Annotated in this window: 10 protein-coding genes and 1 tRNA gene; 2 read left to right on the forward strand and 9 right to left on the reverse strand. The window is 55.5% G+C overall.

The window, feature by feature from the left end:
- Positions 1-2,184 precede the first annotated feature (2,184 nt).
- The 5 genes from BN3544_RS14290 to BN3544_RS11850 form a co-directional block, all read right to left on the reverse strand.
- Positions 2,185-16,470, reverse strand: a complete 14,286-nt coding sequence (locus BN3544_RS14290; RefSeq protein WP_156417353.1) for an autotransporter-associated beta strand repeat-containing protein — start codon at positions 16,468-16,470, stop codon at positions 2,185-2,187.
- A gap of 13 nt (positions 16,471-16,483) precedes the next feature.
- On the reverse strand, positions 16,484-18,163 hold the full coding sequence (locus BN3544_RS11835) for a ShlB/FhaC/HecB family hemolysin secretion/activation protein (protein ID WP_026036708.1): 1,680 nt from the start codon (positions 18,161-18,163) through the stop codon (positions 16,484-16,486).
- A 187-nt stretch (positions 18,164-18,350) separates the two neighbouring features.
- Positions 18,351-18,770, reverse strand: coding sequence for an ExbD/TolR family protein (locus BN3544_RS11840; RefSeq protein ID WP_019430278.1), 420 nt, complete (start codon positions 18,768-18,770; stop codon positions 18,351-18,353).
- Complete coding sequence (locus BN3544_RS11845) at positions 18,767-19,417, reverse strand: MotA/TolQ/ExbB proton channel family protein (protein ID WP_019430277.1); 651 nt, start codon at positions 19,415-19,417, stop codon at positions 18,767-18,769. Before BN3544_RS11845 ends, BN3544_RS11840 begins: the two co-directional genes overlap by 4 nt.
- Positions 19,418-19,442: 25 nt before the next feature.
- The gene (locus BN3544_RS11850) at positions 19,443-20,234 is read right to left on the reverse strand and encodes an energy transducer TonB (protein WP_197409913.1); all 792 of its coding nucleotides are present in this window, start codon (positions 20,232-20,234) and stop codon (positions 19,443-19,445) included.
- A gap of 18 nt (positions 20,235-20,252) precedes the next feature.
- Between BN3544_RS11850 and BN3544_RS11855 the strand changes: the two genes are divergently transcribed.
- Positions 20,253-20,840: a hypothetical protein gene (locus BN3544_RS11855; protein ID WP_019430275.1), complete on the forward strand. Its 588-nt coding sequence runs from the start codon at positions 20,253-20,255 to the stop codon at positions 20,838-20,840.
- A gap of 28 nt (positions 20,841-20,868) precedes the next feature.
- Here BN3544_RS11855 and BN3544_RS14200 read toward each other — a convergent pair whose 3' ends face one another.
- The 3 genes from BN3544_RS14200 to BN3544_RS11870 form a co-directional block, all read right to left on the reverse strand.
- Positions 20,869-21,567, reverse strand: a complete 699-nt coding sequence (locus BN3544_RS14200) for a response regulator transcription factor (RefSeq protein WP_082688199.1) — start codon at positions 21,565-21,567, stop codon at positions 20,869-20,871.
- A gap of 57 nt (positions 21,568-21,624) precedes the next feature.
- Positions 21,625-23,541, reverse strand: a complete 1,917-nt coding sequence (locus BN3544_RS11865) for a sensor histidine kinase (RefSeq protein WP_081499380.1) — start codon at positions 23,539-23,541, stop codon at positions 21,625-21,627.
- 221 nt (positions 23,542-23,762) lie between these two features.
- Positions 23,763-23,839 (reverse strand) — tRNA-Met (locus tag BN3544_RS11870).
- Between the two features lie 322 nt (positions 23,840-24,161).
- On the opposite strand from BN3544_RS11870, the gene BN3544_RS11875 reads away from it, so the two are divergent.
- Positions 24,162-24,872: a hypothetical protein gene (locus BN3544_RS11875; RefSeq protein ID WP_036075180.1), complete on the forward strand. Its 711-nt coding sequence runs from the start codon at positions 24,162-24,164 to the stop codon at positions 24,870-24,872.
- Between the two features lie 22 nt (positions 24,873-24,894).
- On the opposite strand, the gene BN3544_RS11880 is transcribed toward BN3544_RS11875, so the two are convergent.
- Positions 24,895-26,154, reverse strand: coding sequence for a flavin-dependent oxidoreductase (locus tag BN3544_RS11880; protein WP_019430271.1), 1,260 nt, complete (start codon positions 26,152-26,154; stop codon positions 24,895-24,897).
- Positions 26,155-26,168: the final 14 nt, after the last annotated feature.

A 26,168-nucleotide genomic window follows, 5' to 3' on the forward strand; every position in this document is an offset into this window, starting at 1 on the left:
AGGTTCGAATCCCCGCTGATGCTCAAAGCGGTGAGGCCGGTGAACGCACCATCAACATCCGCTGCACCAGTGATGGTCAACGCATTGCCGCCACCGGCCAGCGTGCTTTGCGTGTTCACTGTTGAGGCGGTCAAGGTACGGTCGCCGCCACTCAAAGTCACCGCACCAGCGTAAGTCTGCATACCCGTGGTCGTGACATTCGCGCCAATGTTCGCAGTTCCCGACACGCTCAGGTTGGTGATGCCTGTGAAAGCACCGTCAATGTCGGCCGCACCCGTGATGGTCAACGCATTGCCGCCACCGGCCAGCGAGCTTTGCGTGTTGATGATGGATCCGCTCAATGTGCGGTCGCCACCGCTCAAGGTCACGGCACCGGTGTAGTTTTGCGAGCCACTGGTCGTGACGTTCGCGCCAATGTTGGCAGTGCCCGACACGCTCAAGTTCGTAATACCGCTCAAGGCGCCATCGATGTCGGCCGCACCGGTGATGGTCAACGCATTACCGCCACCGGCCAACGTGCTTTGCGTGTTCACTGTCGAGGCGGTCAAGGTACGGTCGCCACCGCTTAGAGTCACGGCACCTGCGTAAGTCTGCATGCCCGTGGTCGTGACGTTCGCACCGATGTTGGCAGTGCCCGACACACTCAAGTTTGTAATACCGCTGAATGCGCCATCGATGTCGGCCGCACCTGTGATCGTCAGCGCGTTGCTGCCACCGGCCAACGTGCTTTGTGTGTTCACTGTCGAGGCGGTCAAGGTACGGTCGCCGCCGCTGAGCGTCACGGCGCCGGCGTAAGTCTGCGTGCCCGTGGTCGTGACATTTGCAGCAATGTTGGCAGTGCCCGACACGCTCAAGTTTGTAATACCGCTGAATGCGCCATCGATGTCGGCCGCACCTGTGATCGTCAGCGCGTTGCTGCCACCGGCCAAGGTGCTTTGTGTGTTCACTGTCGAGGCGGTCAAAGTCCGGTCGCCACCGCTGAGCGTCACGGCGCCGGCATAAGTCTGCGTACCCGTGGTCGTGACATTCGCGCCAATGTTCGCAGTTCCCGACACACTCAGGTTGGTGATGCCNGCCAAGGTGCTTTGTGTGTTCACTGTCGAGGCGGTCAAAGTCCGGTCGCCACCGCTGAGCGTCACGGCGCCGGCATAAGTCTGCGTACCCGTGGTCGTGACATTCGCGCCAATGTTCGCAGTTCCCGACACACTCAGGTTGGTGATGCCAGTGAATGCGCCGTCGATATCGGCTGCACCCGTGATGGTCAACGCATTGCCGCCACCGGCCAGCGTGCTTTGCGTGTTGATGGTCGAACCGATCAAGGTGGTGTCAGCACCCAGCGTGATGGCATCGCCATAAGTTTGTGTGCTGGTAGTGTCAACACCCCCGCCGTTGATCAGCAGCGTTCCACCTGAATTGGTCGTCAAGCCAGCAGCTTTCACAGCTTGTGCCAACGTCGTGACGCCACTGCTGTTAAGCGTTATCGTGCCCAANATGGCATCGCCATAAGTTTGTGTGCTGGTAGTGTCAACACCCCCGCCGTTGATCAGCAGCGTTCCACCTGAATTGGTCGTCAAGCCAGCAGCTTTCACAGCTTGTGCCAACGTCGTGACGCCACTGCTGTTAAGCGTTATCGTGCCCAAGCGTGTGGTCTGACCCACCGCACCAGTCAATGTGATGGCGCCCGTGCCTGCATTAAGGCTCAATGCCTTGGCGCCATCGACCGCACCCGTCACCACAATGTCGCCCGCTCCAGCGCCGGTATTGACGCTCAGGTTGTCAGCCAAAGTCAGGCTGCCGCCCAAAGTCACGTTGCTGTTRTTGGTGCCCAAGRTTGAAGCCGAGGACACCGTCACTGCACCAGCGTAAGTCTGCGTGCCCGTGGTCGTGACRTTYGCAGCAATGTTGGCAGTGCCCGACACGCTCAAGTTTGTAATACCGCTGAATGCGCCATCGATGTCGGCCGCACCTGTGATCGTCAACGCGTTGCCGCCACCGGCCAGCGTGCTTTGCGTGTTGATGGTCGAACCGATCAAGGTGGTGTCAGCACCCAGCGTTATGGCATCGCCATAAGTTTGTGTGCTGGTAGTGTCAACMCCCCCGCCGTTGATCAGCAGCGTTCCACCTGAATTGGTCGTCAAGCCAGCAGCTTTCACAGCTTGTGCCAACGTCGTGACGCCACTGCTGTTAAGCGTTATCGTGCCCAACGGCGCCGGCATAGGTCTGAGTACCCGTGCTTGTGATGTGCCCGCCAAGATCAGCGGCACCACTCACGCTCAAACTCGCCAAACGGCTCACATCGCCATCCACGTCTGCAGCCCCCGTGATGATCAGCGCGTTACCGCCACCGTCAACTGTACTTTGGGTGTTAACAGTGGATCCCGTCAGCGTGCGTGCACCTCCGCTCAGGGTCACGGCACCCACATAAATCTGCGTACCGCTGGTGGTGACATTGGCACCCAGATTTGATCCGCCTGACACGCTCAGATCAGTGATGCCACTGAATGTACCGTCGATGTCAGCATCGCCTGTGATCGTCAAGGCGTTGTTGCCACCGGCAAGGGTGCTTCGAGTATTCACGCTCGAGCCAGTCAGCGTGCGTGCACCGCCGCTGAGTGTCACCGCGCCTGAGTAGATTTGTGTGCTGCTGGTCGTTACATCTGCACCAAGATTGGAGTCACCCGAAATGCTCAGGCTTCTCAAGCCGGTATAGGCACCATCCACATCCGCATCACCCGAGATGATCAGGGCATTGCCGCCGCCCACCAAGGTGCTCTGGGTGTTGATAGTGGATCCACTCAGCGTGCGGTCACCGCCGCTCAGGGTCACAGCACCTGCATAAGTTTGTGTGCCAGTGGTGGTCACGTTGGCGCCCAACGTGGCAATGCCAGTCACAGATAACGCAGACAAGGCAGTGCTGCCACCCACCGCACCACCCAAGATGACACGGCCCGTGTTGTTCAGCGTCAAGGCGTGTCCACCGTTGACAGTCGACAAGGTCAAATCACCAACGGTCTTGATGGTGGTATCGGCACTCAAGACAACGGCACCCGACAAAATCACCGAATTACTGGCAGTGTTGGCCAATGCCCCCGAGCTGCTAACCCCAGTGCCCGCCAGCGTCCAGGTGTTGGCCGCGTTAAAGCCAGCCACATCGACTGCGCTGCCGCTTGCGACAGCCACAGCCGTCGTTCCAAGACCCCGCACATGACCCAACTGAGCCAGACCTGCAGAAATGGTGCTGCCACCCGAAAATGTGTTGTCGGCTGACAGCACCAAAGTGCCCGCACCTAATTTGGTAATGCCGTAAGCATTGCCGCCGTCAGCAATTACACCTGTGATGGTCAAGGTGTCTCCGCTGCCGACCTCAATGAAACTATGAGCCGCCAAATTAACCGAGCCGCTCCAGCTGCTGGTCGCGTCCTTGAACGTGCCGCCAGCCAGACTCAGCGCTTCCCCGACTACATTGACGCCCACCAAGTCCAAAGCAGCGCCATTCGACACGGTGGTGCCCGCTGCCGCCGAACCCAGGCCCGAGGCGTGGCTAATGGCCAAGGTGCCGCTGCTGATCAAGGTAGCACCCTCATAGGTGTTGGCACCCGACAATGTCAAAATTCCTGAACCCACCTTAGTCAAACCACCGGCCTGAGATATCACACCACTGAAGGTGGTGTTGGCATTGCCGCCACCCATCGTCAAAGTGGCGCTGCCCAACTTGATCTGACCGCTTCCTGAAATCGATGCCACGGTTTCAGCAAAACCTGACAACGACCAAACTGCTCCGGCCTCCACCGTGAGTGCCGAGCTGTCGTGCAGCACCGAGGCCGCGCCACTTGCGAGCGTGCCCCCGCTGACGCGAGTGGCGCCTGTAAATGTGTTCGGACCAGACAGGGTCAGGGTACCGGCACCCGCTTTGGTCAAGCTGCCTGTACCAGAAATCACGCCACTGAAAGTCGAATCTGCATCGCTTCCACCCGCGATCAATGTGGCAGCGCCCAATGCAATACTGCCTCCACCCGCAATGGAGCCAACTGTTTCTGAAAAACCATTCAAATCCAACGTTGCGTTGCCGACCACAGTCACTGCTGTGCTGTCGTGCAAAGTACCGGAGGCGCCGCTCTTCAACGTACCCGAACCAACCGTGGTGGTCCCGGTGTAGCTGTTGACACCAGACAAGGTCAAGGTGCCTGCACCGGCTTTGACCAAGGCCGCGCCGGCCCCGTTGACCACACCGCCAAAACTACTGGTGCCAGATTGCGTGACGGTCAGGGTGCGACCATCGGCCAGTGTCACACCGCCTGTGCCCGTCAGGCCCGTGGTGGTGATGCTGATGTCACCTGTGCTGGCATTGGTGGTGGTCAAGTTATCGCTGAGGGTGACCACAGCACCCAACAAAGAGACCGCCCCCGCAACAGAAGTGGCATTGGCCAAAGTGATGTTGGCCGTGTTGCTGGCTTTGCCAATCGTCAAACCCCCTAAAGTCGATCCAAAGCTCCAACCGCTGGTAGAAAAAGCGCTGGAAAAACTATCCCCCACCGACTGAATGGTCAACCCGCCTGCGGTCTTCATGACCAAGCCGGACCCCGGCGTCATGGCATTGGCGTTCAGGGTAAGGGCCCCGGTTGTATTGCCAGAGGTGCCGTTCCAACCCAAATTGACACCTGCATTGAACTTGATGCCAGTTTCATTGACTGCAGCGATACCCGTCAAACTGATGGCACCCGAAGTGGAATAAATCGAGGCGGTGTTGCCACCGTCCATCAAGATGCCTGAGCGTTCACGTGCGAGCCCGGTTCCAGCACTACCGATCAATGTGATGGCCCCTGAATCGGTGTAAATTTGCGGACCGTTGAACAGATTGACACCCACACCGTGTGAGTCACTGCGGTTGTTTTTACCGCCAATACCGTCAATCAACACCGTGCCAGCGCCTCCCGTCTTGATGACGGTGTTGGTCACCACATCGATACCAATCGCATAGTCAGCTGTTGCAGGACTCACCCAATCTGCACCTTGCCAACCTTTTCCGCGAATGGCCACATTGCCGTTGGCACTCGAACCCGATGCATCTAGAGTGGTTTGGTCAATCCACACACCACGGTAACGCTGCCCAACAGCACCGTCTGCAGACCCCTCGGCATAACCCGACCCATCCAATCCACCACCCAATGTGATGTTGCCGCCATGGGTGCGCACGGTGGCGCCCGTCATCAAAATGCCGCCGCCTGCAGAACCATCGCTGTTGGCGCTCAACGTCATATTGCCACCCTGCGTTGAAAGATCGACACCCGCAGAAGCCACGATGTCTTTGCTGGCAATTAGCCTGAGCTGATCGCTGGTGGTGACAGTCACGTCATTGACGAGTTCGATTTTTCCGCCCAAGACGGTGATAGGTCCCGCCACAGTGATGGCGTTGGCCAATGTGATGTTGGCGCTGTTGCCCACCTTGCCCAGAGTCAAGCCTGTCAAAGTGTTGCCAAAGTTCCAGCCTGCGGTGCTGAATGCGTTGGTGAAATTATTGGCACTCGACTCAATGCGCAGAGCACCCGAACCTGCAAAGGTTTTGCTGATGGGATTAGGTGCATCGTTTTGCAAGACCAATGTGCCAGCATTGATGGTGGTTGTGCCGCTGTAAGTGTTATTGGCGGTCAAGGTCAAGGTGTTAACGCCCAGCTTGGTCAATGCGCCTGTGCCACCGATCGCGTTGGCCACTGTGATGTTGTCAGACCGGTCAAAGGTCAGTAAGGCGTTGTTGATCACAGCACCGGTGCCTAACTTGCCGGCCACTCCGCCTAGGCCCACCTGTAAGGTGCCCGTGCTGATGGTGGTGTTGCCGCTGTAGGTGTTCTCGGCCGCCAAGATCAACTTGCCTGTACCTGTCTGCTGAAGACTTCCTATGCCCGACAACACGCCCGTCAAGGTGATGTCATCGCTGCGGTTGAAGGACAGCGTGCCGCTGTTGCTCAAAGCACCGGTCCCCATCGAGCCTGTAGTGCCACCCGCACCAATTTGCAAAGTGCCAGCGGCAATCGTGGTCGTACCGCTGTAAGTGTTGTTTGCAGATAAAGACAGGATATTGCTGCCGTATTTGACAACCGACCCCGTGCCACTGATCAATCCACTGTAGGTGAGGTTCGCGTTTTGGTTAAATGCCAGCTGCGCTTGGTTGACAATATCGCCCACCATGCGCCCTCCCATATTCAACTCAAGGTAACCCGAAGAAATCGTGGTGCCACCGGAATAGCTGCTTTCGCCCGTCAAATACAAAGCACCTGCACCCGCTTTGTTCAAGCTAGCGCCAATGCCTGTGATGGCACCCGCATATGTGCTGTTGCCCGATTGAGTCAAAGTGAAGGCACGGCCGTTGGCCAACTGGATGCCGCCAGTCCCCGTCAAACCGGTGGTGTCAACAGTGACGTTGCCGGTGCTGGCATGGGTAGACACCAAGTTGCTGTTCAACGCCAAGTCACCCCCCGTGATTGACACCGGGCCATTGGCAGTCACAGAAGCACCGAGGGTGATGTTTCCGGAGCCAGCATTCCAAGTCAATGAGGTCGGTGCGGCTGATGCGCCAATCACACCCGATTGCATGATGGTCTTGTTGTCCGTTAGAACAGCCAGCGCGAAAGCACCATTCACCGCACCGCTGAGCGTCAAGTCACCCGTGTTGCCCTTGATCACAGCATCCGCACCCAAGGTGATCGCTCCGGATAAGGTAGCGGCCGTACTGGTGCTGTTGTACAAAGCGCCTGAAGTGCTGATACCTGTGCCTGAGAGGCTCAGCGTGTTGGCGAGGCTGTACCCACCCAAATCCAACGCGGCGCCACTGGCGACTGTGACCTGGCCCCGACCCACCGCACTCGAAGTGATGGCCCCTGCTGTGCCTGTGGTGCTGGCGTTCACCCATAGCAAACCAGACGACACCGTGGTGCCACCGCTGTAGGTGTTGGCGCCATTCAATTTCAAAGAGCCCGTGCCTTGCTTGGTAATCGAGCCAGTGCCCGACACAACACCAGAAATTTGGCTGGCCGCAGAGTTGTTCAGGGTCAGGCCATTCGCAGCCAAATTCACAGCAGCCAGATTAATGACGGTGCCGTTCAAGGTGGCATTGCTCGTCAAAGTGGCATCACCGGCATAGGTTTGCGCCGCCGTGGTGGTGATGTTGCCGCCAATTTGCGATGTTTTGGTCACCGCAACAGATTGCGCCGAAGCAATTTCTGCTGTGGTTTTGAAGGCGCTGTTGGTCGTAATGTTGCCCACTGCTGCACTCCCACCTGTCACCCCATTCAGCTGCAATTTGCCAATGGTGGAAGTGGTGCTGTTTACACCGACCGTGAAGCCATTCCAATTTTCATTGCTCAGGCTGGTCCAGCTTAAGTTAGTGGTGGAGTTCACAAATCGAATCGTCCCGTGCGGCTCACCACTGGTGCCGAGCAACTTGTATTGCTGGGTGGCGCTGTCATAAGACTTGGAAAGTGTCCCGGTGCCATAAAAGCCGCTGCCAGCGCCATTGAATCCGGCGTAGCTGGCGATGGTGAAGTCCTGGTTAAAACCATACCCGTTGCCATTCAAGCTCACCACACTGAATGCCACGTTTTCAACCGATTCACTGAATGTCAGCGATTGCGTGCCCGCATATTGCAACCGGATGATGTCGGTGCTTGCTGGGCCGTTAGCCACCAAGGCACTCGTGTAAGGCGACGGGCTTCCCGTCCAATAATTGGTGCCGCCAGATGTTTGCACCCCTGCCCAGCCTTGTGGGTTGCTGTACACCACTGTGATGACCGTGCCGTCAATGGTCACCGTACCCGTCACTGTTTTTGCCGCGTCATTGACACTGGTCCAGTCCACCCAATAATAGGTTGAACTTGAGATATTGGCGCTCAGATTTTTGGGCGATGCTGCACTCACCGAGTCCAGCGTCGAATTGAAGGTGATGCTGCCGTTCGAGGTCGTTACCAAGTTGGTGTCTTCAGCCAAGGTCACGGCACCGTTGTAAATTTGGTGTCCGGTGGTGGTGATAGTGTTGGCCAGCACAGAAGCGCCTGTCACCGTGAGGCTAGAAGAGCCTGCGCCATTGATGATGGCAGCCGTTCCCGCCATGCTCAACGAGCCCAAGGTCAACGCGTTACTTTGAATGTCAAGCGTCGTGCCCGTGGCCAAGCTCAAACCACCTGCACCGCCATTCAGTGAGGCGCCTGCGCCCAAACGCAGTGTGCCCCCGGTGACCGAGGTCAGTCCATCATAGGTTTGCGCGGCGCCCAACACCAGCGCGCCGGAGCCCGCTTTGGTCAAGGCATAAGAGGACGCGCCATCGGTGATCACACCCAAATAAGTCAAGGTCTTGCCGCTGGCCACAGCGAGGGCGCTGTCTGCCGCCAAGGTGATGCCACGCAGGTTACTCAAGGTGAACGTTTCACTGGCCATCAAACTGCCGCCGTTGAGCACCAATTTTCCGGTCGTCAAGGCAACGGGGCTCAATCCCAAATTGCCATCACTCGAAATTTGCAAGCCACCACCAGACACCGTGGTCACACCGCCATAGGAGTTGGCACCCGACAGTGTGAGCGTACCTGCACCTTGCTTAGTCAGGCTGCCGGCGCCACTGATCAGCCCAGCCAGCGTCACATCATTTGAGCGGTTCACGACCAAACTGCCGTTGTTCACAATGGCACCCAACACAGTGCCCGCGCTAGCACCTGTGCCCAAATAAAGCGTGCCGCCCGAAATGGTGGTGCTGCCTGTAAAGGTGTTGTTGCCGGTCAGGTACAAATCGGCAGAGCCGGTCTTGGTCAGACTGCCGGTACTGGTGGCCATGACACCGCCCACGGTGAGGTTGCCGTCGGTTTGAAGCGTCAGGCCAAAAGCCCCAGCAAAAGCGTTACCCGTAGAGGGCGTGATGGACAAAGAGTCAGCATCCACTTGCATCTCGGTGACAGCACCCAAGGTGATCCCGCCCGTCAGCGTATTGGCCCCCGACAAACTGCGCACCGCCCCGTTGCCGGAGACCCCAGTGCCCGAAAGCGTCAGGGCATCGGCCAGCGTGATGCCACCCGAAAGTTCCAGTGCGCCGCCGCTGACCGTGGTACCACCGGCAGCTGTACCCAAGCCCCCAGAGTTTGTCACCCGTAACACGCCCCCACTGATGGTGGTGGCCCCCGTGAAGGTGTTGTTGCCCGACAAAATCTGGGTGCCATTGCCCGACTTACTCAGCAACACACCGCCCGAAATAGCGCCTGAATAGTTGTAGCTGCCTGAAGCAGGGTTGAGCGTGATGGCGCCTGCACCCGTGGTGGTGATATTTTCAGAACCAAGCAACCCAGCAGCCGTGAGCGTGACGGAACCTGCTGTGATGCCGCTGATGCTGCCGTAAGAGCCAATCGTCAACGGCCCGGTGTTGGTATAGGTGAGCGAGCCCGTGCCCAAGCTGGCCGTGATGGCTTGAATGGATGACCCTGTGCCCGTGAGCGAATAGCTCTGGTTGGTGCCCAACAAGGCCAAGCCATAGGCCGTCATATTGCCGGTGATGCTGGGCGCTTTGGAGTGGATTTGGATGTAGCCCGTCGATGTGTTGGCCGTGATACTGCCCAGCCAATTGATGCCTTTTGCGGGACCAAACGCCGGGTTATCGGCATCGGCTAGTGCATAAATCGGGTTGATCTGGCCGTTGGTGGTGTTGGTGGCTGCATTGACAAACACCCCGCTGCCTGTAGAGGCAGAAGTGATTTTTGCACCCTGGAAAATCACCGAGCCATTGGCCGCTGACACCGCCGGAGCAGAGGAGTAAATACCGTAGTCTGTCGACGTGGCGCTAGGGGTGTAGCCCGACAAAGTGACATTGCCCCCCGTGGATGTGATGCCGCCTGAGCTGAAATACAAACCATCCGATGTTTTGGCGTAACCAATCAATTGGATGTCAGCAGCCGCCGTGATGTTGCCTTGCCAACCATCTTGACGGATACCGTTCAGGCCACCCGCACCTGTAATGTAAATAGACCCCGCACTGGCCACAATCGGCAGTCGAATGTAAGTGGCACCAAAGCTGCTGTTGTTGATCAACCCATCCATCGTGATGTTGCCGGTGTCAGACCGCACGCCCTGGGTGGTTGAACCTCCATCGGCCACCGTTAAATAGAGGCCAATGCCCTGCATCGACACCCCCTTCAGGGTGATGTCGCCTTTGGCGCGCAAAGTGTCTGTAGAGCTGTAAAGCGTAATGCCACCAGAAATACCGGCGGTGCTGGCGTTGTTGTCGATCCAGCGGTTGGCATAACCTGTCATCGACAAATCACCATTGAAACTTCGAATGATCTGGTTAGAGCCCCACATCAAAATGCCGTGCCCGTTGCCGGCCGAGCCATTCATTCCGGCAGACGCGCCATTGGCATAAATTGTGACGTCGTCATACGCCAAGATGGCGGTGCCGGTCGCGTCCATGCGCAAACCCGCACCATCAGCGTTAGAGCCGGTGGTGGCCGCATTGATGGTAATGGAACCCCCTGCGGTGGGTGCTGTGGTGCTGTTGCCCGCCACAATACCGCCGCCATTAACGTAAAGGCCATAACCACCGTTGGCGGTGATCGAAATGTTGCCGGCAGTTGACTGAATGAAGCGACTGTCGCTCTGGAAATAAGCCCAATTACTCGTGGTGTTGCTGCGGGCATTGATGTTGATGTCGCCATTGGCTTTGAACAAGCCGGCTCCGTAGATGTACGCCCCCTCCAGTCCACCGGTAGATGTGAGGCTGATGCTGCCGTTGGCCACCAAGGAGCCCGCCACCATTTGTGTTCCGTAGCCTGACCCACCCGTGGTGTTGAGCGTGATGTTGCCGCCCGCGGTGGGGTCGGTCAGGTGGTTGCCCGCCACGATAGAGGTGGCGCTGGTGGACACATAAAGACCACCCCACGAACCTCGGGCGTTGATGGTGATGTTGCCTCCGGTGGATTGAATGGACCGACCCGTGTCCACCACCAAGCCCCAAGTGCCCAAGCTGCTGCCAGTGGCATAACCGGCTTGAATGCTGATGTCGCTGTTCGACTTGATAGAGCCTGAGGCGCCCTCCATTCGGAAGGTATGCAGTGTGCTGGTATTGAGGGCTGTGATGTCAATCGCACCATGGGCCACCAAAAACGAGGTGTCCAACTGCAAACCATGCGCACTGGTGCCGGTCGCGTTGATGGTGATAGTGCCACCTGAGGTGGGATTGGCCTCGCTGTTGGCCGCGATCAACTTACCGTATATGTAAGCCCCACCTTGGCCACTGGCGGTGATAGCAATGTTGCCGGCAGTGGACTGAAAAATCTTGTTGGTTTCAACAAACATGCCCCAGTTGTTGCCACTGGTGCTGGTGCTGTTGAGGGTGATGTTGCCTACGGCCAAATTGGTGCCCGTGCCACCAAAATACGAGCCTCGGTTGCCCGTACTCGAGGCATTCACCGTGATCGAACCGAAAGCTGTCAATGAGCTCGATTGCTGTTGCAGGCCGTAATTGGATGAACCTGTTCCATTGATGGTGATGTTGCCCCCCGAGATGGGCGTGCTGGCATTGTTGGCGGCAATCAGTTGGGTCAACGTCAAATAGACGCCACCCGTGCCCGCGCCAGTGACCGAAATATTCCCTGCTGTGCTCTGAATGGTGCCACTGGACTCTAGGGCGACGCCCCAGTTGCGTGCGGCATTTTGACCGTTGAGGGTGATGTCCCCGCCCGCACTGATGGAGGCGGTATTGGTGGTGAACACACCGTAGTGGGCCGTGCCCCCCACACCAGAAATAGTCACCTTGCCCGTCGTACTCACCGCGGTGCTGCCATGCAGACGAACCCCGTCGTATGAACTCGTTGAGTTGCTGTTGCCCGTCAACGTGATGTCACCCGAGCCTGAGCTGAGCGCGGTGTTGTAGATTCGAATGCCATTCCACTCACCCGTCGCAACGCCCGTTAAGGTGATTGCTCCGTTGCCGGTGGTGGTGATGCCACCCGCAGCATCCAAAAGAATACCGTCACCATAGGTGCTGGACGTAGGGTTGCCCAGACCGCGCAAGGTGATGTTGCCACCACCCGCTTGAATGTACTGAGTGGCGCCTGCGAGGTGAATACCAATATTGGAAATACCTTTACTGGCGTAGCCTCCCGTGCATGAAAAAGTGCCTGCGCAACCCACGGTGGCATCGGCAGTGCCGCCGGCCAGCACCACATTGCCGCCCCAGGTTGACATAAAAGCGCCAAACCGAATACCCCCGGCATTGCTGTTGTCGGTGTCGGAATAGGCAGACACATTGAGCGATTTTCCCGAGGCTCCCGAAACACTGTTGGTGAACACAATATCTTTGGAGGCCATCAGGGTCAGACTGCTGCCATCAAGGTTATTGGTGATGGCGCCTGCAATAGTGATGTCTTTGTCTGCCGCCACGGTTTGCAGCGTCGAGGCCCCGCTCAAGCTGCTGGCCGCAACCGACAGAGCCTGATTGGTTTTGAGCGTCAGCGCACTGTTGCTGATGACGATGTTTTGAATGCTGTTGCCGGTGTTGGTGGCCGTGAACCCTGACGCATTGGCAAAGGTGACGGTGTTGGTGCTTGCGCTCACCACTCCGCTGAGCGTCATAGCTCCAGTGCCGCCCAATGTTGAGTTGGCGACCACCGTCACTGTGCCGCTGGCAGTGGCTGCGTTGCTGCTGTCGCCGTTAATCAAGGCACCAGCACTGGAAGTACCAGCACCTAAAAGGTAGAAATTATTGGCGATAGTTTTGCCGTTCAAATCAGCAGTGGAACCCAGACCACTGACTTGATAAATCGGGGCAGTGCCAAAAGCAGCGTTATTGCCAGCAATGACTTTGCCTGCTTGGAGATAAACATTGCCGCTAAAACTATTGGTACCCGACAAAGTTAAATCTGCCGCTGCATTGTTAATGACTACGCCAGACCCACTCAAAACGCCGGCATATGTTTGAGCACTTGAATTTGCAAAAATCAAGTTGCCGTTATTGGTCACTGCGCTGTTGCCTAAGCCGCCAGCCACTTGCATTGTTGGATTCACATAACGCACGCACACCATAGAGGCTGTACCGCATAAGCCAGCAGTTGTAGCGGTGGTAACAGGCGTTAAAGTGGTATTGCCTGTATGCGTTAAATTGCCTGTGAAGGTGACTTTTGCAGATCGGTCTAGTGCTCTGAGACCATATCCTCCAACGCCTGAATTAACTGCATACACCATGTCTCCATTGAAGGCCTGGGCGTTGACTGCTTTTAGCAGTGCAGTTGAGGTATCTTGGAAAAACTCAAAACCACTGCTATCGACTTTAGCCTGCACGTTGGCGCCACTTTGTTGAAGCAGAACCATGACCCGCTTGGTGTATGTGGCGTCTTGGAAAAGAATATAAAAACTGCCCGTATTTGTCGCCGCATTGAAAGTTTTGTTGTTGACGCCAGACTCCACACCAGCCGTTCCTGATGATGTTGATGTGCCATGCAACGCACCACCTGAAATACGATTCAACAGCTCTGCCACAGTCGTGTTGGTCGCAATTGTTTCGTAGGCACTGTTCGATAAACTTGAACTGGATGTGGAATCGTAGAAACGATTGAATCTGGCCACCACTTCAAGTGTGCCTGTGCCAGAAATGTTATTGGCAACAGTCGTGTCAGCAGAAAGATCGAACTTGAGTGTGGCATTGTTTGTTACGTTGCCAGAACCTAAAGATCCTGTGCTAGAACCATTGCCCGCCTGAAGCGTACCGGCTGAAATTACCGTACCGCCGGAGTAGGTATTGGCACCCGTCAGCGAAAGGGCACCAAGACCTAGTTTTGTGAATGTAGATGCCGCGCCTGAAATGACACCGCTATAGGTAGAGCCTCCACTTTGGTTAACTGAAAATTCTCGGCTACTGGCAAGCACCACATTACCTGCGCCTGCTAAGCCAGCAGCTTGAATGGAGACATTGCCGCTGGCGGTATCTGTTGTTGTTATTGAGCCCGTTAACGTGACAGTGCTGGTACTTGTGAGGCTGACAGCCCCACTGGAAGAAATGTTTGACGCGTTCACCGTCAAAGCGGTTGAACTTAAGACGCTTAGCGCGCTGATGTTGCTTGCTTGAATATTGCTGATTTGATTGTTTGAATTGGTCAGGGTTACCGATGGGTTTGTTGTACAGGCGCTGCACTTGCCCAAAATCAGCGTGCCGGCACTGATACTGCCACCTTCGGTGGACGCCTGAGTAATACTCGTTCCGGCCAATAACTCAAGCTTGCCGTTAGGCAAATTAACCACTTTATTTCCGGTTGATGCCTCAAAATTAATGGTGGTCCCAGCTTCAAGTGTTAGCTTATTGCTCGTCGTTGAATTTATGTAGTAATCACTAATTCCTGAATTCTGCCAACCGTATACCGCAATAAGGCCTGAGGCAAGCACCCTGACATTTCCCGAATTCAGCGCACTGACTATCGTTCTGGTTTTTAATGTAGCGACCCCAGGATAAGAGACGCCATCCACCGTTGGGCCATACGTTTTAGTGGTTTCACTGCCTGGATCAATAGCGTTCGCCGATGGGTTGGCTGCTTGGGCGGTAAAGGTGGTGGTGCCAGTTGTCGTGTAGTTAAAACCTGTCCAGTCAGGGGTAACAATCCACAAATGCTCGGGGTCTAATAACCATTCGCCATCAAGCCCATGGTTTGATTTGGTGGACACAAAAATAGCGTCACCCATTTGCAGCCATCTACCGGACGTTTCCACTTGGCCGCCATTGCCGCCATTCACACCGCCCTTGGCCAAGATACTGCCTTCCACGGTGGTCACCGATTTGGCATTGTGAATATCACTCCACAACACCACCGTGCCACCTTGGCCGTTTTCTGTGGCGCTGGCATCAATTACCACGGCTTGGCCCATGGTCACGGTGGTGGCTTGGGGCAAGTCGCCCGTGCCTTGCCAGCCGCCGCCCACATACACCTCGCCTCCACCGCTGGCACCCGTGCTGTCGATGCGTGTGCTGTCCTGTAGAAGCAGCGTGGTACCGGTGATGGATACCAGACCACCACGTCCACGGCGGCTGCTGGTGCTGATCAGGGTATTGCCGTTGATCAACACAGTGGGTACACCAGGCAGTGGCGACGACGGGTCTATCGGCATCGCGGCTGAGCCAGGTGTGGCACGCATTTGCACTTGGCCTCCGCGGATCTCGCCATCGACCACAAGAGTACTGCTCGTGACCGTCACATCGCGGCCTTCTACAACGATGGCACCACCCACGCCCGCGTTGCTGGTGGCAGAAACCGTGGCACTGTCGATCTTGACCGCATGGCTGGACTCGAGACGCACCTCGCCACCGCGGTCGATACCGTCTGCACGCACTTGCGACAACGGTGCCAGCACAATGCTTGCAGGTGCCGTTTGGGGTGCGGCGCTGCTGGTTTGAATCAGCACTTTGCCGCCAGGCCCTTGGGATCCAGAAACGTCAATGACGCCCGCGTTTTCAATGCGTTGCGCCTGAATGTGCACCTCACCACCTTGAATGACCCCTTTGGCATTGAGCACGCTGGTGCTGGTCAATTGCACCTTGCCGCTTTGCAGCAAGATGCGCCCGCCCTGACGGGTCAGGCTGTTGGCATTCAGCTGCCCACTGTTGATGATTTGGCCAGTCAAAGCATCCATGGCCGTGGCGCTGAGGATGATCAATCCATCGGGGGCATGGACTGCCGTTTTGTTTTCGACCAATGTCGCGATCAGACTGGGGCTGACCGTGATACTGGCCAATTTGCTGGAAGGGTCAAAGTTAAGGCTCACAACTTCTGCACCCGCCATGACGACGGTGCCTTGCTGCGCCAAGATCAAGCCTTCGTTGCGCACCTGCGGTGCCAACAAGGCCACATAACCACTGAGTGCGACTCGAATAGCTCCCTCGTTGACCACAGCACCTGTGGCTTCGTTGCGAGAGAAGTCGGCTTTGCCCGCCATGAAATTGGCGTCACTTTGACTCATGGTGGTAGCGGTCACGGCCCCCACATCCAACACAGCGCTCTTGCCAAAGTACACACCGGCGGGGTTGATCAATGTGACCTGGCCGGGCGCGTTGATCTTGCCAAAAATCTGACTGGGGTTAGCGTCGCGCACACGGTTCAAGGTGGCAGCTTGTGCGTTGGGCTGGTTGAAGTTGACTGTGCCGGCCGACCCCACATTGAAGGTGCCCCAATTGATCACGGCCCGTTGTGAACTTTGGTCAATGTTGAGCACCGGCGCAGTGGCTGTACCCGCTCTGCCCATTTGTGCAATGCCCGCAGCCACCTGCCCTTGTGCGGGCAATTCGGTCGGGGCTGGCGGTCCGGCCGCGGCCGACCCCAATTGCGCGGCCATCCCCAACACAACAGCCAGCTTGGCCATTTTTTTAACAAGAGAACTCCGTTTTCCGCACGAACGGGCAGTCTCCGCCACCACCGTCCAGGTGGCGGTGACTTCGTTGAAGACGATGCGGTAAACCTTGTTCACAGTCTTTTTTTATTCAGAAAGGAATGCTGGCTGTCAGCCAGACACGGCTGAGGCGAAGGGTGCCATCGTTGTCTTTGCCCTCTGAAGTGGGCCGTGGATTGGGTGACACGCGACGTGAAACGGTGACCTTGGCCTCCGCACCCGAAACAAAACGGTAAGTGACCGACACACCGCGACCGTGCAGCATGAGTTCATTGCTCTGGTCATTGAGCAGCGTGGTGCCATCTGCACGGAATGGGACCTTGAACTGGGTCACACGACCATAGTCATAAAACAACGTGGATTGCCACTGTGCATTCCAGTCACGCCGCAGTTCCAGCGTGGCAGTGACGCCAGCGCTGCCTCCAGCCTCGCTGCCGGGGAACGCACGAACCCCCGATGCGCCACCCAAATACAACTTTTCTGAAGAGTCCAGGTTTTTGCTGGCCCATTGCTTGGATGCGGCCATGAAGACGGAGTGCTTGCCATCAATGAACTGCAGGCGGGAAACGGTTAAGCGGACTTTTTCAAAATCGCCTTGCGTCCGCGCCTCTGTTGCATCCATGGAAGCTGCGCCAGAGGGCCCCAAATTGACCGAGCCACGCGCATGCACCATGGCCACTACGTTGTTGCCACCGCCCCACAGTCCATCCATGTGACTGAAGTTCATGGCCATCGTGTGGTTATGCACTTGGGTGCGCCGCACTACGCCTAAGGCGCCAGGCACCTCCAAGTCAGATTTATCCACCGCATTGCGGTACTCCAAACCCAAGTCCAAACTCAAAGTGGTGTTGCTGGTTCTTAGCCAGGGGGCGAGCAGATGCAGGCCATACACATCGCTGAAACCTTCAGGTCGCAGGCGCGCGCCATCCGGCTTGTACTTATCCAGGATGCGGTAATTCATGCGACTGACTTCGGCGCTGAAGGAAAGGCCACGCCATTCTTCAATGCCCACGGGGGTGCTAACCGCAGCACGCACATAGATGCTGCCCATATTTTTGCTTGCGGAAAACGAGAATTGCTCCCCCGTGCCAAAGGGGGAATTGACTTGCATCTGCGTATTCAAACGCACGATGCCCGTGGATCGGCTGCCCATGTTGTCGGTACTGACTTGTCCGGCCAGCAACGTTGTGCTCTCGACCTTCACAAGCAAATCTGAAGTGCCGGGCAGAATACCTGCCTGCAAGCTGCCCGTTACGGACACACCGGGCAAATCACCAGTCACCAGCAGCGCCCAGTCCATGTCGTTGAACTGGATGAGGTGTCCAAGCTGCATGTGGTTTTGAATCAACGACTGGACGCGACGGCGAACCACGTCGCCCAATTGCGCTTGGGCCTCTTGCATCTGCACAATCACTCGGCCTAACTTGCCCTCGATCACTGTGATGGTCACATGCCCCTCAGAGACATCTTGGTCTGGCAACACCGCTTGCGCCAACCAACCTTGATCGCGGTACAGCGAAGAGATCTGGGCCACGGCTTGCTGCAGCTGCGCAAGGCTGATGTCTTTGCCCAACCAAGGTGCCAAAAGGGCTTCGATCTGCGACGTGTTCACCAAGGTGTTGCCTGAAACAACAATGGCTTTGAACAGGAAGGTATCTTCTCCTGGTGCGGCCACTGAAGGCAACTCTGGTTGCTCAGCGGTCGGCCCCAATTTAGGCAAAGTGGGCGTAACTCCCGACTTCAAAGTTGGGTCTGTTTGCAGTTGCTGCATCAGCTGACCTGCACGATCGGGCGGGTACTGTAATACTTGCGCGACTCCCGCTTGAGCAGCCCCCAGCAGAATCAAAACCGCAAAATACTTTCGGCAAAAATAGAGGCACAATATTCGCATATTGCGAATATTATGAAATTGTCAATTCAATACCCAAAAAAATCCAAAGATTTTAATTTCAATAACTTTATTGATATTGGCGGCGTTGAATTGTTATAAATGTCAACTTCTGCAATCCAGCAGCTTGCGCCCATGCCATGACTTGGGCAACCCGGCCATAAGGGACCGCCTCGTCAGCTTGCACTTGCAATTGGTAGTGAGGCGTCTTGCCATCGACCACCATGAAGGCCTTGAGTTCGGCCTCCGAAATATGGGCTCCTTTGTAGATCATGGATCCATCCTTTGAAATCACAAGAACCTCATTTTTGGCCTGATCGCGCTGCACCACGGGATCCGTCTGGGGCAATGAAATTTTCATAGCCTGCGGTGTGATCATGGGAGCTGTCACGATGAAAATAATCAACAGCACCAGCATCACGTCCACCAAAGGCGTGACATTGATCTCGGCAATAGCGCCATCTGTATCGCCAGAACTGCGCATGCTCATTTCTGAACCCCTATGGCAGATGACAAATGTTTCATGGCCAACCTGGCAAACGCATCGGCAAAAGACGCCATCTGAGTGACTCGCAGCTTTTGTTTACGCAGTAAAAAATTGTAGAAAAGCACGGCAGGCACGGCCACAGCAATGCCCACAGCTGTGGCAATCAAGGCCTCACCAACCGGGCCGGCCACCACATCTATGCTCGCTTGACCGCTCTCACCAATGTGCTTTAGTGCATTCATGATGCCCCAGACCGTACCGAAGAGGCCCACAAAAGGCGAGATAGAACCAATCGTTGCCAGCTCCGAAAGGCCTCGTTCTTGTGTTCGCAGTTGCTCCTGCATCGAGTGGTCCAAGGCACGCTCAAGGGCAAGTTGAGGATCAACCAACACACTGGGGCCACTGTCCTGCAAGTCCTGAACAGCGTTGACTCCAACCTCGGCAATGCGGGCCAAGGCGCACTGAGACGTTTTGATCAGCCCTGGCAACTCAGACCATGCGCTTACTTTGAAGAAGCTTTGCTCAAAAGTTTTCATCTCGCGCACGTCATGTTTGTCCTGACGCACTTTGACCCACGCCACTGTCCAAGTCACCACCGACAACAGGACCAAAATGCCCAATACGGCATTGACAATGAGTGCATCCAACATATTCGTTCCTCTTGATTGCCTAAGATTATCGGGCGGCTCTCAACTTGAAAGTGATGGGCACCCTCACCACAGTTTTGGTCATCACGCCATCCTTGCGCGCAGACCTGAAACGCCAGCCTTTAATGGTATCCAAAGCCGATTGGTCCAGCCATTCGTTGCCACTGCTTTGCGCAAGACGAACAGCAGACACCGAACCATCCGGATTGACGTCAACCGCGACTTCGACCGTCCCCTCGGCACCGACGCGAAAAGCGGCTTTGGGATAAGGAGGCTTGGGGTTTTCTTTGTAGGCCGCTTGCACGTCAGGCTCTGCGGTTCTGACTGTTTCTTGCAGAACCTGCGCCTGTCCTTTGGGAACAGCCATCGTTGAACTGCCCGGCAATGCCGATGCATTGGGCTCTGCCGATGACGCAATCGGCGCAGACTTTTCAATGGGTTGACTCACCAAGGCCGCATCCGGCGATGTATTGGGCAAAGCAGGGATAGAGGGTTTTGCAACCACCAGGCTTTTGGTTGGGGATTTTTGTACAGGCGTTCGACTTGCCGCCCCGCCTTGCCCGGCCTGTGCTGTGACGGCTTCTTCAAGACCACGCTGAAGTTCGGGAGCGGCCGCTCCTATTTCGATCGTGATGGAATTGAGTTTGCGCGGCAATTGAAAATTGGGTGACGCCAGCAACAGCCAGGCCAACGCCAAATGAACAGCCAACACCATTCCCAAAATTCTCAAATGCTGAGAAACAGGATATGACTGCGGACGCTCAATAGACAACTGCATTGCGAATATAGGTAAACTCAAACGGTTTATACATGAGTTCAACTTGAGGAGAATGCAGCCATGGCAGAGGAAGCAAAAAACACCGAATCGTCTGAGCAAGTCATCAAAGGACGCAGCGTATTTTTGGTGGAAACAACGCCAGCTGGCATCGCAGTTCAAACTGCATTGTTGACGGAAGACGGCAAACTGTTGAACGCTCCAGCTATTTTTCCGGATGTCGAATACGCTTTCACGCAAGTTGACGAACTCAAAAGACTGATATCGACCCACTTTTCTCAAGCGGCGCGCTTAGGCGCTCAAGTTGCAGCACAGCAAGCGCAAGCTAATGGGGCCACAACAGAGACGGAAACAGAAAATAGACCACAAGAAACTGTGGCACCGCCTGCTGTCCAGGCCAACGAAAAAGTGTTCAATTCAGACACTGCCCAAAGCATAAGCAGCAAAGCCCTTGAAAACGTCAAAAGGCTTGTTGACTCTGGCTTGAAGCAAGTTTCCAGAATCACTCGGCACTTGAACTCGGCAATGCACAGGCCCGAGAACTCAACGCATACTGAAACAACACCCGATGTCTCGACCAACAGCGGTCACCGCAAAATGCGGAGCAACGGCAAGAAGGCAAAGTCACACAACGGAACAAGTGCCTATTAGTTGAGTGGGTTGAACCAGCCCCTAGGCATCACACGACTTTGATGCGACAACTCAAGGCATACCCAAATCCCCGAATGGTGCGAATAGCTTCCGCAGGCGCACCGCAAGCATCCATCTTTCTCCGCAGAGTACTGATACGCATCTCCAAATTGGCAGGCGACAGACCCTTGTCCTTGGCATCGACCAATTGCATGGCCTGCCAGCGTTCGAGCTTTTGCCCGACAGCACGGCTCAAGGACATCAACAACAAGCATTCGGGATATGTGAGCGAAACGGTGCCAAGAGGGCCTCGAAAGTTCAACGCTTGCACATCCAAAACCAGTTCAGATTCTTCGTTCGGCTTTGCAGATTTGATGCGTCTGGCCAGGCTTTGTATGCATGCAAGCAATTCAGATTGCTCTACGGGCTTGATCAAATAATTATCGGCACCACAGGTGTATCCCAGCAGCCGGTCCTCTAACTGACCTCTCGCGGTCATGAGCACGACACCAACCGTTGGATGACTTTTTCTAATCCTCTCAGCCAGACTAAACCCACTTTCACCGGGCAAATTCACATCAACCAAATACAAATCTGGCACATCACGTGTCGGTGTGTCATCCACGTCTTCTGCACATGACACGGCTGTTACCTGATGTCCGTGCTGAACCAGAAGCTCATGCGTAGCTTCACGCAAATTGTCATTGTCTTCGACAATCAGGATGTGCAATGAAGGTGAATTTGTCATGAATTCAATTTGGAAAAACCAGCGCCGAAAGACCAAAATAAGCCAAAGCCATCACCCTCAATCTTTGGGTAAAGTCAATACAAAGCAAACGTGTTGCGATGTGGGTTTGTAGGCAATATGGCCTCTCAGTGACAGGACAAGACTACGGACCAAAAAAAGACCCAGGCCAGTACCCGCCTGACCCTGCGCACCTGGGCTTCGATAGTACTTTTCAAACACCCTCGCTTCCTGCGGCCAGCCTGCACGGCCAGGAAGATTGCAAATACTCAATTGAACAACATCACCCAAATCTTGCTGTTCAATGTAAATGGGCGTCTCTTTAGCCGAATATTTACAAGCGTTTTCCACCAAATTACTCAACACAATCGACAGCAACTGTCGATCCGTACTCAGTCGAAGCGCCAGGTTGGGTGGTAGGCCAATGCGCTCTGGTGTCGGGGCACCAGAAACCACATCACAAAGTATCTCAATCAAGTCAACGTTCTCCATCTGGACCTGAAGTTTGTGATCGTGTACTTTGTTGATTTGTACACAACGGTCAATGACATTGTTCATTTCACGTATCGATTTTTTGATGGCGTTTGCGTTCTTTCCCTGCTCATCCAAACGCATATAAATCGTGGCCAACGGTGTCTTGAGCTCGTGTGTCAGCATGGCTAAGAGTTTTTCCTGCTCATCTCGCAGCCTCCGATCCTGCTCTGCCTGTAACTGCGTCCGAGCCAAAAGGCTTTGATTCTCAAACTGTGCTTTGCGCATCAGGTGGGTTCGATACTGAAGCAAAAGTACCACCATCAATGCACTGGCCAACCCATGGGCCTGCACCAAGTAAAGGCCGATTTCGCCACCTCGCGCCAACCCCAGTCCCGGCAAGGCTGCCAACCCCAAAATCACGACAATAAGCGAGTAAAAGCCAACCACCAAAAATCGGGGAAGCTTGATATCTGAGACACCCTGGCCTCTTGGCTCAACACCCCACCCTTTGGCTGTCCATGCTGCGCCAAGCATCACAAAGGGTCCCAGCAACACCGAACCCATGTTGATTTTCAGAGCCAACATGGAATGCCCAGTCCAAAAAATCAGCAAGTTGATGGGCAGTAGAAAAAGCAGACCCCTCAAGACCCAAACAGCCCAACGCCTGAGTTGATAGTCTTGTAAAAATGCATAGTGAAAATAAATGGCTGCACTTGTGGCCAGCATGCTGAACAACGATGCCAAATGGTCAAGCCACCCCGCCGGCCAACTCATAGGCCACCACATTCGCATATAGCCCAAAGAACACAATGCGTAAACCAATGCTGCCGTTTGTTTGACCCCAAAGAGACCTACCATTCTGTCTTTGGTAAAAGCCCAATAGCTGAGTCCCCAAACGGCGAATATAAAGACTGCACCTATATAAAGTGCAAACAGCAAATGTTGCTGGGGCATCTGCTGAAGGAGACTTTTTTCTGAGACAACTTCGGCGTAGATCTGCCGGGTACTGCTGGAAATAACCCGAAAAAATATATCACGCGGCAAAGGACCGTCCGCCAATGGAAGCATGAAATCCAAGCCGCGCATGGCCTGCAACCCAGGATGAAAAATGTCGCCCGTTTGGCCAGTAATGCCCTCAGAAACGGCGGGGTCAAATACCTGGATGCTGTCCAAATAAACAGGGCGCAAACGCAAAAAGAGTTTTGCAGTTTGCTGCTCTTCCGCTGGTGCAGCTATTTTCAGTTTGACCCAAATAACCGAGTGACCAAAGCCTTTGCTCAGTACCCCTTCATAGGGCCGAAAACCAGAGTTTCTGACCTGCTCCAAAGTTTGCTGTCCACCCTCGTCTTCCAGCCACGACCGTTGCGATATAAAGTCTTCAGCGGATGCGCTAAAGGCCACCAACGCCATAAGGCCTGCCACCAAATTTCTACGAATGTTGTCTATCCGCATCAGGGTCTCGCTTGAAATGTGGCCGTGGAAATAAACAGCTATTTTTTCCATTTTGCCAGCATGATCGGCCTCGCTCCATGACGGTCTTGAGCGCAGCTTTAATGCCGCCAATTGGCTCGACGAGAGTCTCTTTTAGCCGAGCTCTAAGCTTTGTAAAAAAGGGCTGTTTCGACACAATGGTCTGTGATGTGCCACTGTCGGCATGCAGGGCAATGTTTTCGCCTAACGCCCAAATAAAAAAAGGGGGCAGACAAAGTCTGCCCCCTTCAGTATGGTGGTGATAGGTGGATTTGAACCACCGACATCAGCATTATGAATGCTGCGCTCTAACCAACTGAGCTATATCACCGGGTAAAAGCTGTTTCAAAAGGCATAGCCTGAAACTGAACGACTTGCGTCGTCAAGTCAAAAATTATACACAAAATTTCCCGCTCCTGAGCGAGCTTGGCGCAACTTTTGCCATCGGCTAGCGCCCCAAGCTGGGCTCAAGCCATGACAAACCCTGGCACATGATTTGCTGTGAATACAGCGAGGCCTTCCGGCCTCGCCCTCAAGTCTTACTGCATGCTGGACAAAAATGGCACCAGCAAACCTGCGCCTGCGTGACGCGATCCACGCCAGCATCCGCTAACCACGGTCGCAAGGCCGGCCAAACCGGATAAAGTGCGCGCATGAACTTGACAGGCGGATGGCATTGGCATTGGCGCGCATGGCGATCGCAAGACCGATGGGCAGCCGCATCTGCACAAATTTCAGAATGGCTGATGGTCCAGACCCTGCCGCGCCAGCAGTTGGTGTTGATCGGTGCCAGTGCGGGCTGGATGCTGCCGACGGCCTGGTTGGCGCAATTTAACGAAATCCACGCCTGGGACATTGACCCTTTAGCGGCACCTTTGTTTCGATGGCGTCATGAACGCGATTTGAAGCGCCAAGGCACTGCATTGCACCTGCACACGGGCGATGGTCTTGCACGCTTGCCAGAGGCAGTGAAAACCATGCCCGACGCCTTTTTTTGGTTTGACAACGTGTTGGGGCAACTGCGCTTCACAGGCGACTCCCTTGATGCCGTTGGCCACCGTTTACAAGCTCTGCAAAACACTTTGAAACCAGTGGCTTGGGGCAGCGTGCACGACCGCATGTCAGGCCGCACAGCACCGGGTTCCGCCTTGCCCCTGGCACACAGGTGTGCAGCCGGATTGGCCATGGAGAGCCCGGAAGGACAAGACTGGCTGCAGAAAATCGGCGCGATCAGCCCTTGGCTGGACCACCTGACCGAACACGTGCTGCCCGAGGGCACGCCCGTGCAATACACCGCATGGCCCTTCAAACCCGGCTATGCGCACTGGCTTGAAATGGGCTGGACTTCAGCCGCAAAACCTTGACTGCGTCACAAACGCTGAACGCTCAGGATTTGTGGGCCAATGCTTCAAGTGAAAAACCGGCAATTTTTTTGTAATCGTCCGAGATTTGGCGCAACTCAGCCTGGCTGATCACGTCATCGATGTGTCGGAAAGGCCGGCCTTGTGTGAGCTCATCGACCTTGATGTTGATGAAGTCGGGCGGTGTGCTGCGGTTGGTCAGTACCACCTTGGACGTCAAGGGCAAGCGCACGGCCTCGTAACGGTACAAGGCATGCGCCAAGTCATCGCCGGACGGGGTAGCGGCCAACTCATCGGCCAAGGTACGGGCATCGACCAGGGCCTGGGCCGAACCATTGGAGCCCCGGGGATACATCGGATGGGCGGCATCGCCCAGCAAGGTCACACGCCCAAAGGTCCATTGCGGAATCGGATCTTTGTCCACCATGGGGTACTCGAGAATCGACTCGGCATTGGCGATCAACTCCGGCACATTCAGCCAGTCAAAAGTCCAGTCCTTGAACAAAGGCAACACGTCTTCCACACGGCCTTGCCGGTTCCAGTCGTTTTGCGTCAGGCCCTCCATGCGGATCTCGGCCATCCAGTTGACCAGTTGCTGACCTTGTCCATCGACCTGGTCGACGATCGGGTAGATGACCATCTTGCCCGTCTCGATCGAGCCAATGCGCATGTAGGTCTTGCCCGTCAGGATCGGGGCAAAACGCGTCACGCCACGCCAGGTATGGATGCCCGTGAACACCATTTTTTCATCCGGGTAAAAAATCCGGCGCACCGCCGAATTAACGCCATCGGCTGCGACCAGCACGCGACTGCGAACCGGCGGCAGCGCTTGCCCTTGGGGGTCATTGAAGGCAATCGTCACGTCCTCTTCGCTGTGTGTCACCCCGGCAAAACGATGCCCGGTGTGGATGCGATCAGCCCCCAATCGCTGCACCGCCGCGTCGAACAAGATCTTGTGTAACTTGCCTCGATGAATGCCGATTTCGGGAACCGTATAGCCCGCATGACGCCCGCGCAACTCGCTGTAGATGAATTGGCCGTGGCGGTTGAAAAATGCACTGTCGTAGTTTTCAATGCCAGCCGCTTCAATGGCGGCTTGTAGCCCGAGCGCAGCCAATTCGCGCATGGCGTGCGGCAACAGTGTGATGCCCACCCCCAGCTCGCGCACCTCGGCCACAGCCTCAAAGACCTCGCAAGCCACACCTCTTTGGTGCAAATGCAAAGCCAAGGCCAGCCCGCCTACGCCGCCACCCACAATGGCAATATCGGCTGTTCGCATGTTCATGCTGTCCTTTCTGT

It is taken from the genome of Limnohabitans sp. Rim47, from assembly GCF_001517545.1.
Classification (GTDB): domain Bacteria; phylum Pseudomonadota; class Gammaproteobacteria; order Burkholderiales; family Burkholderiaceae_C; genus Limnohabitans_A.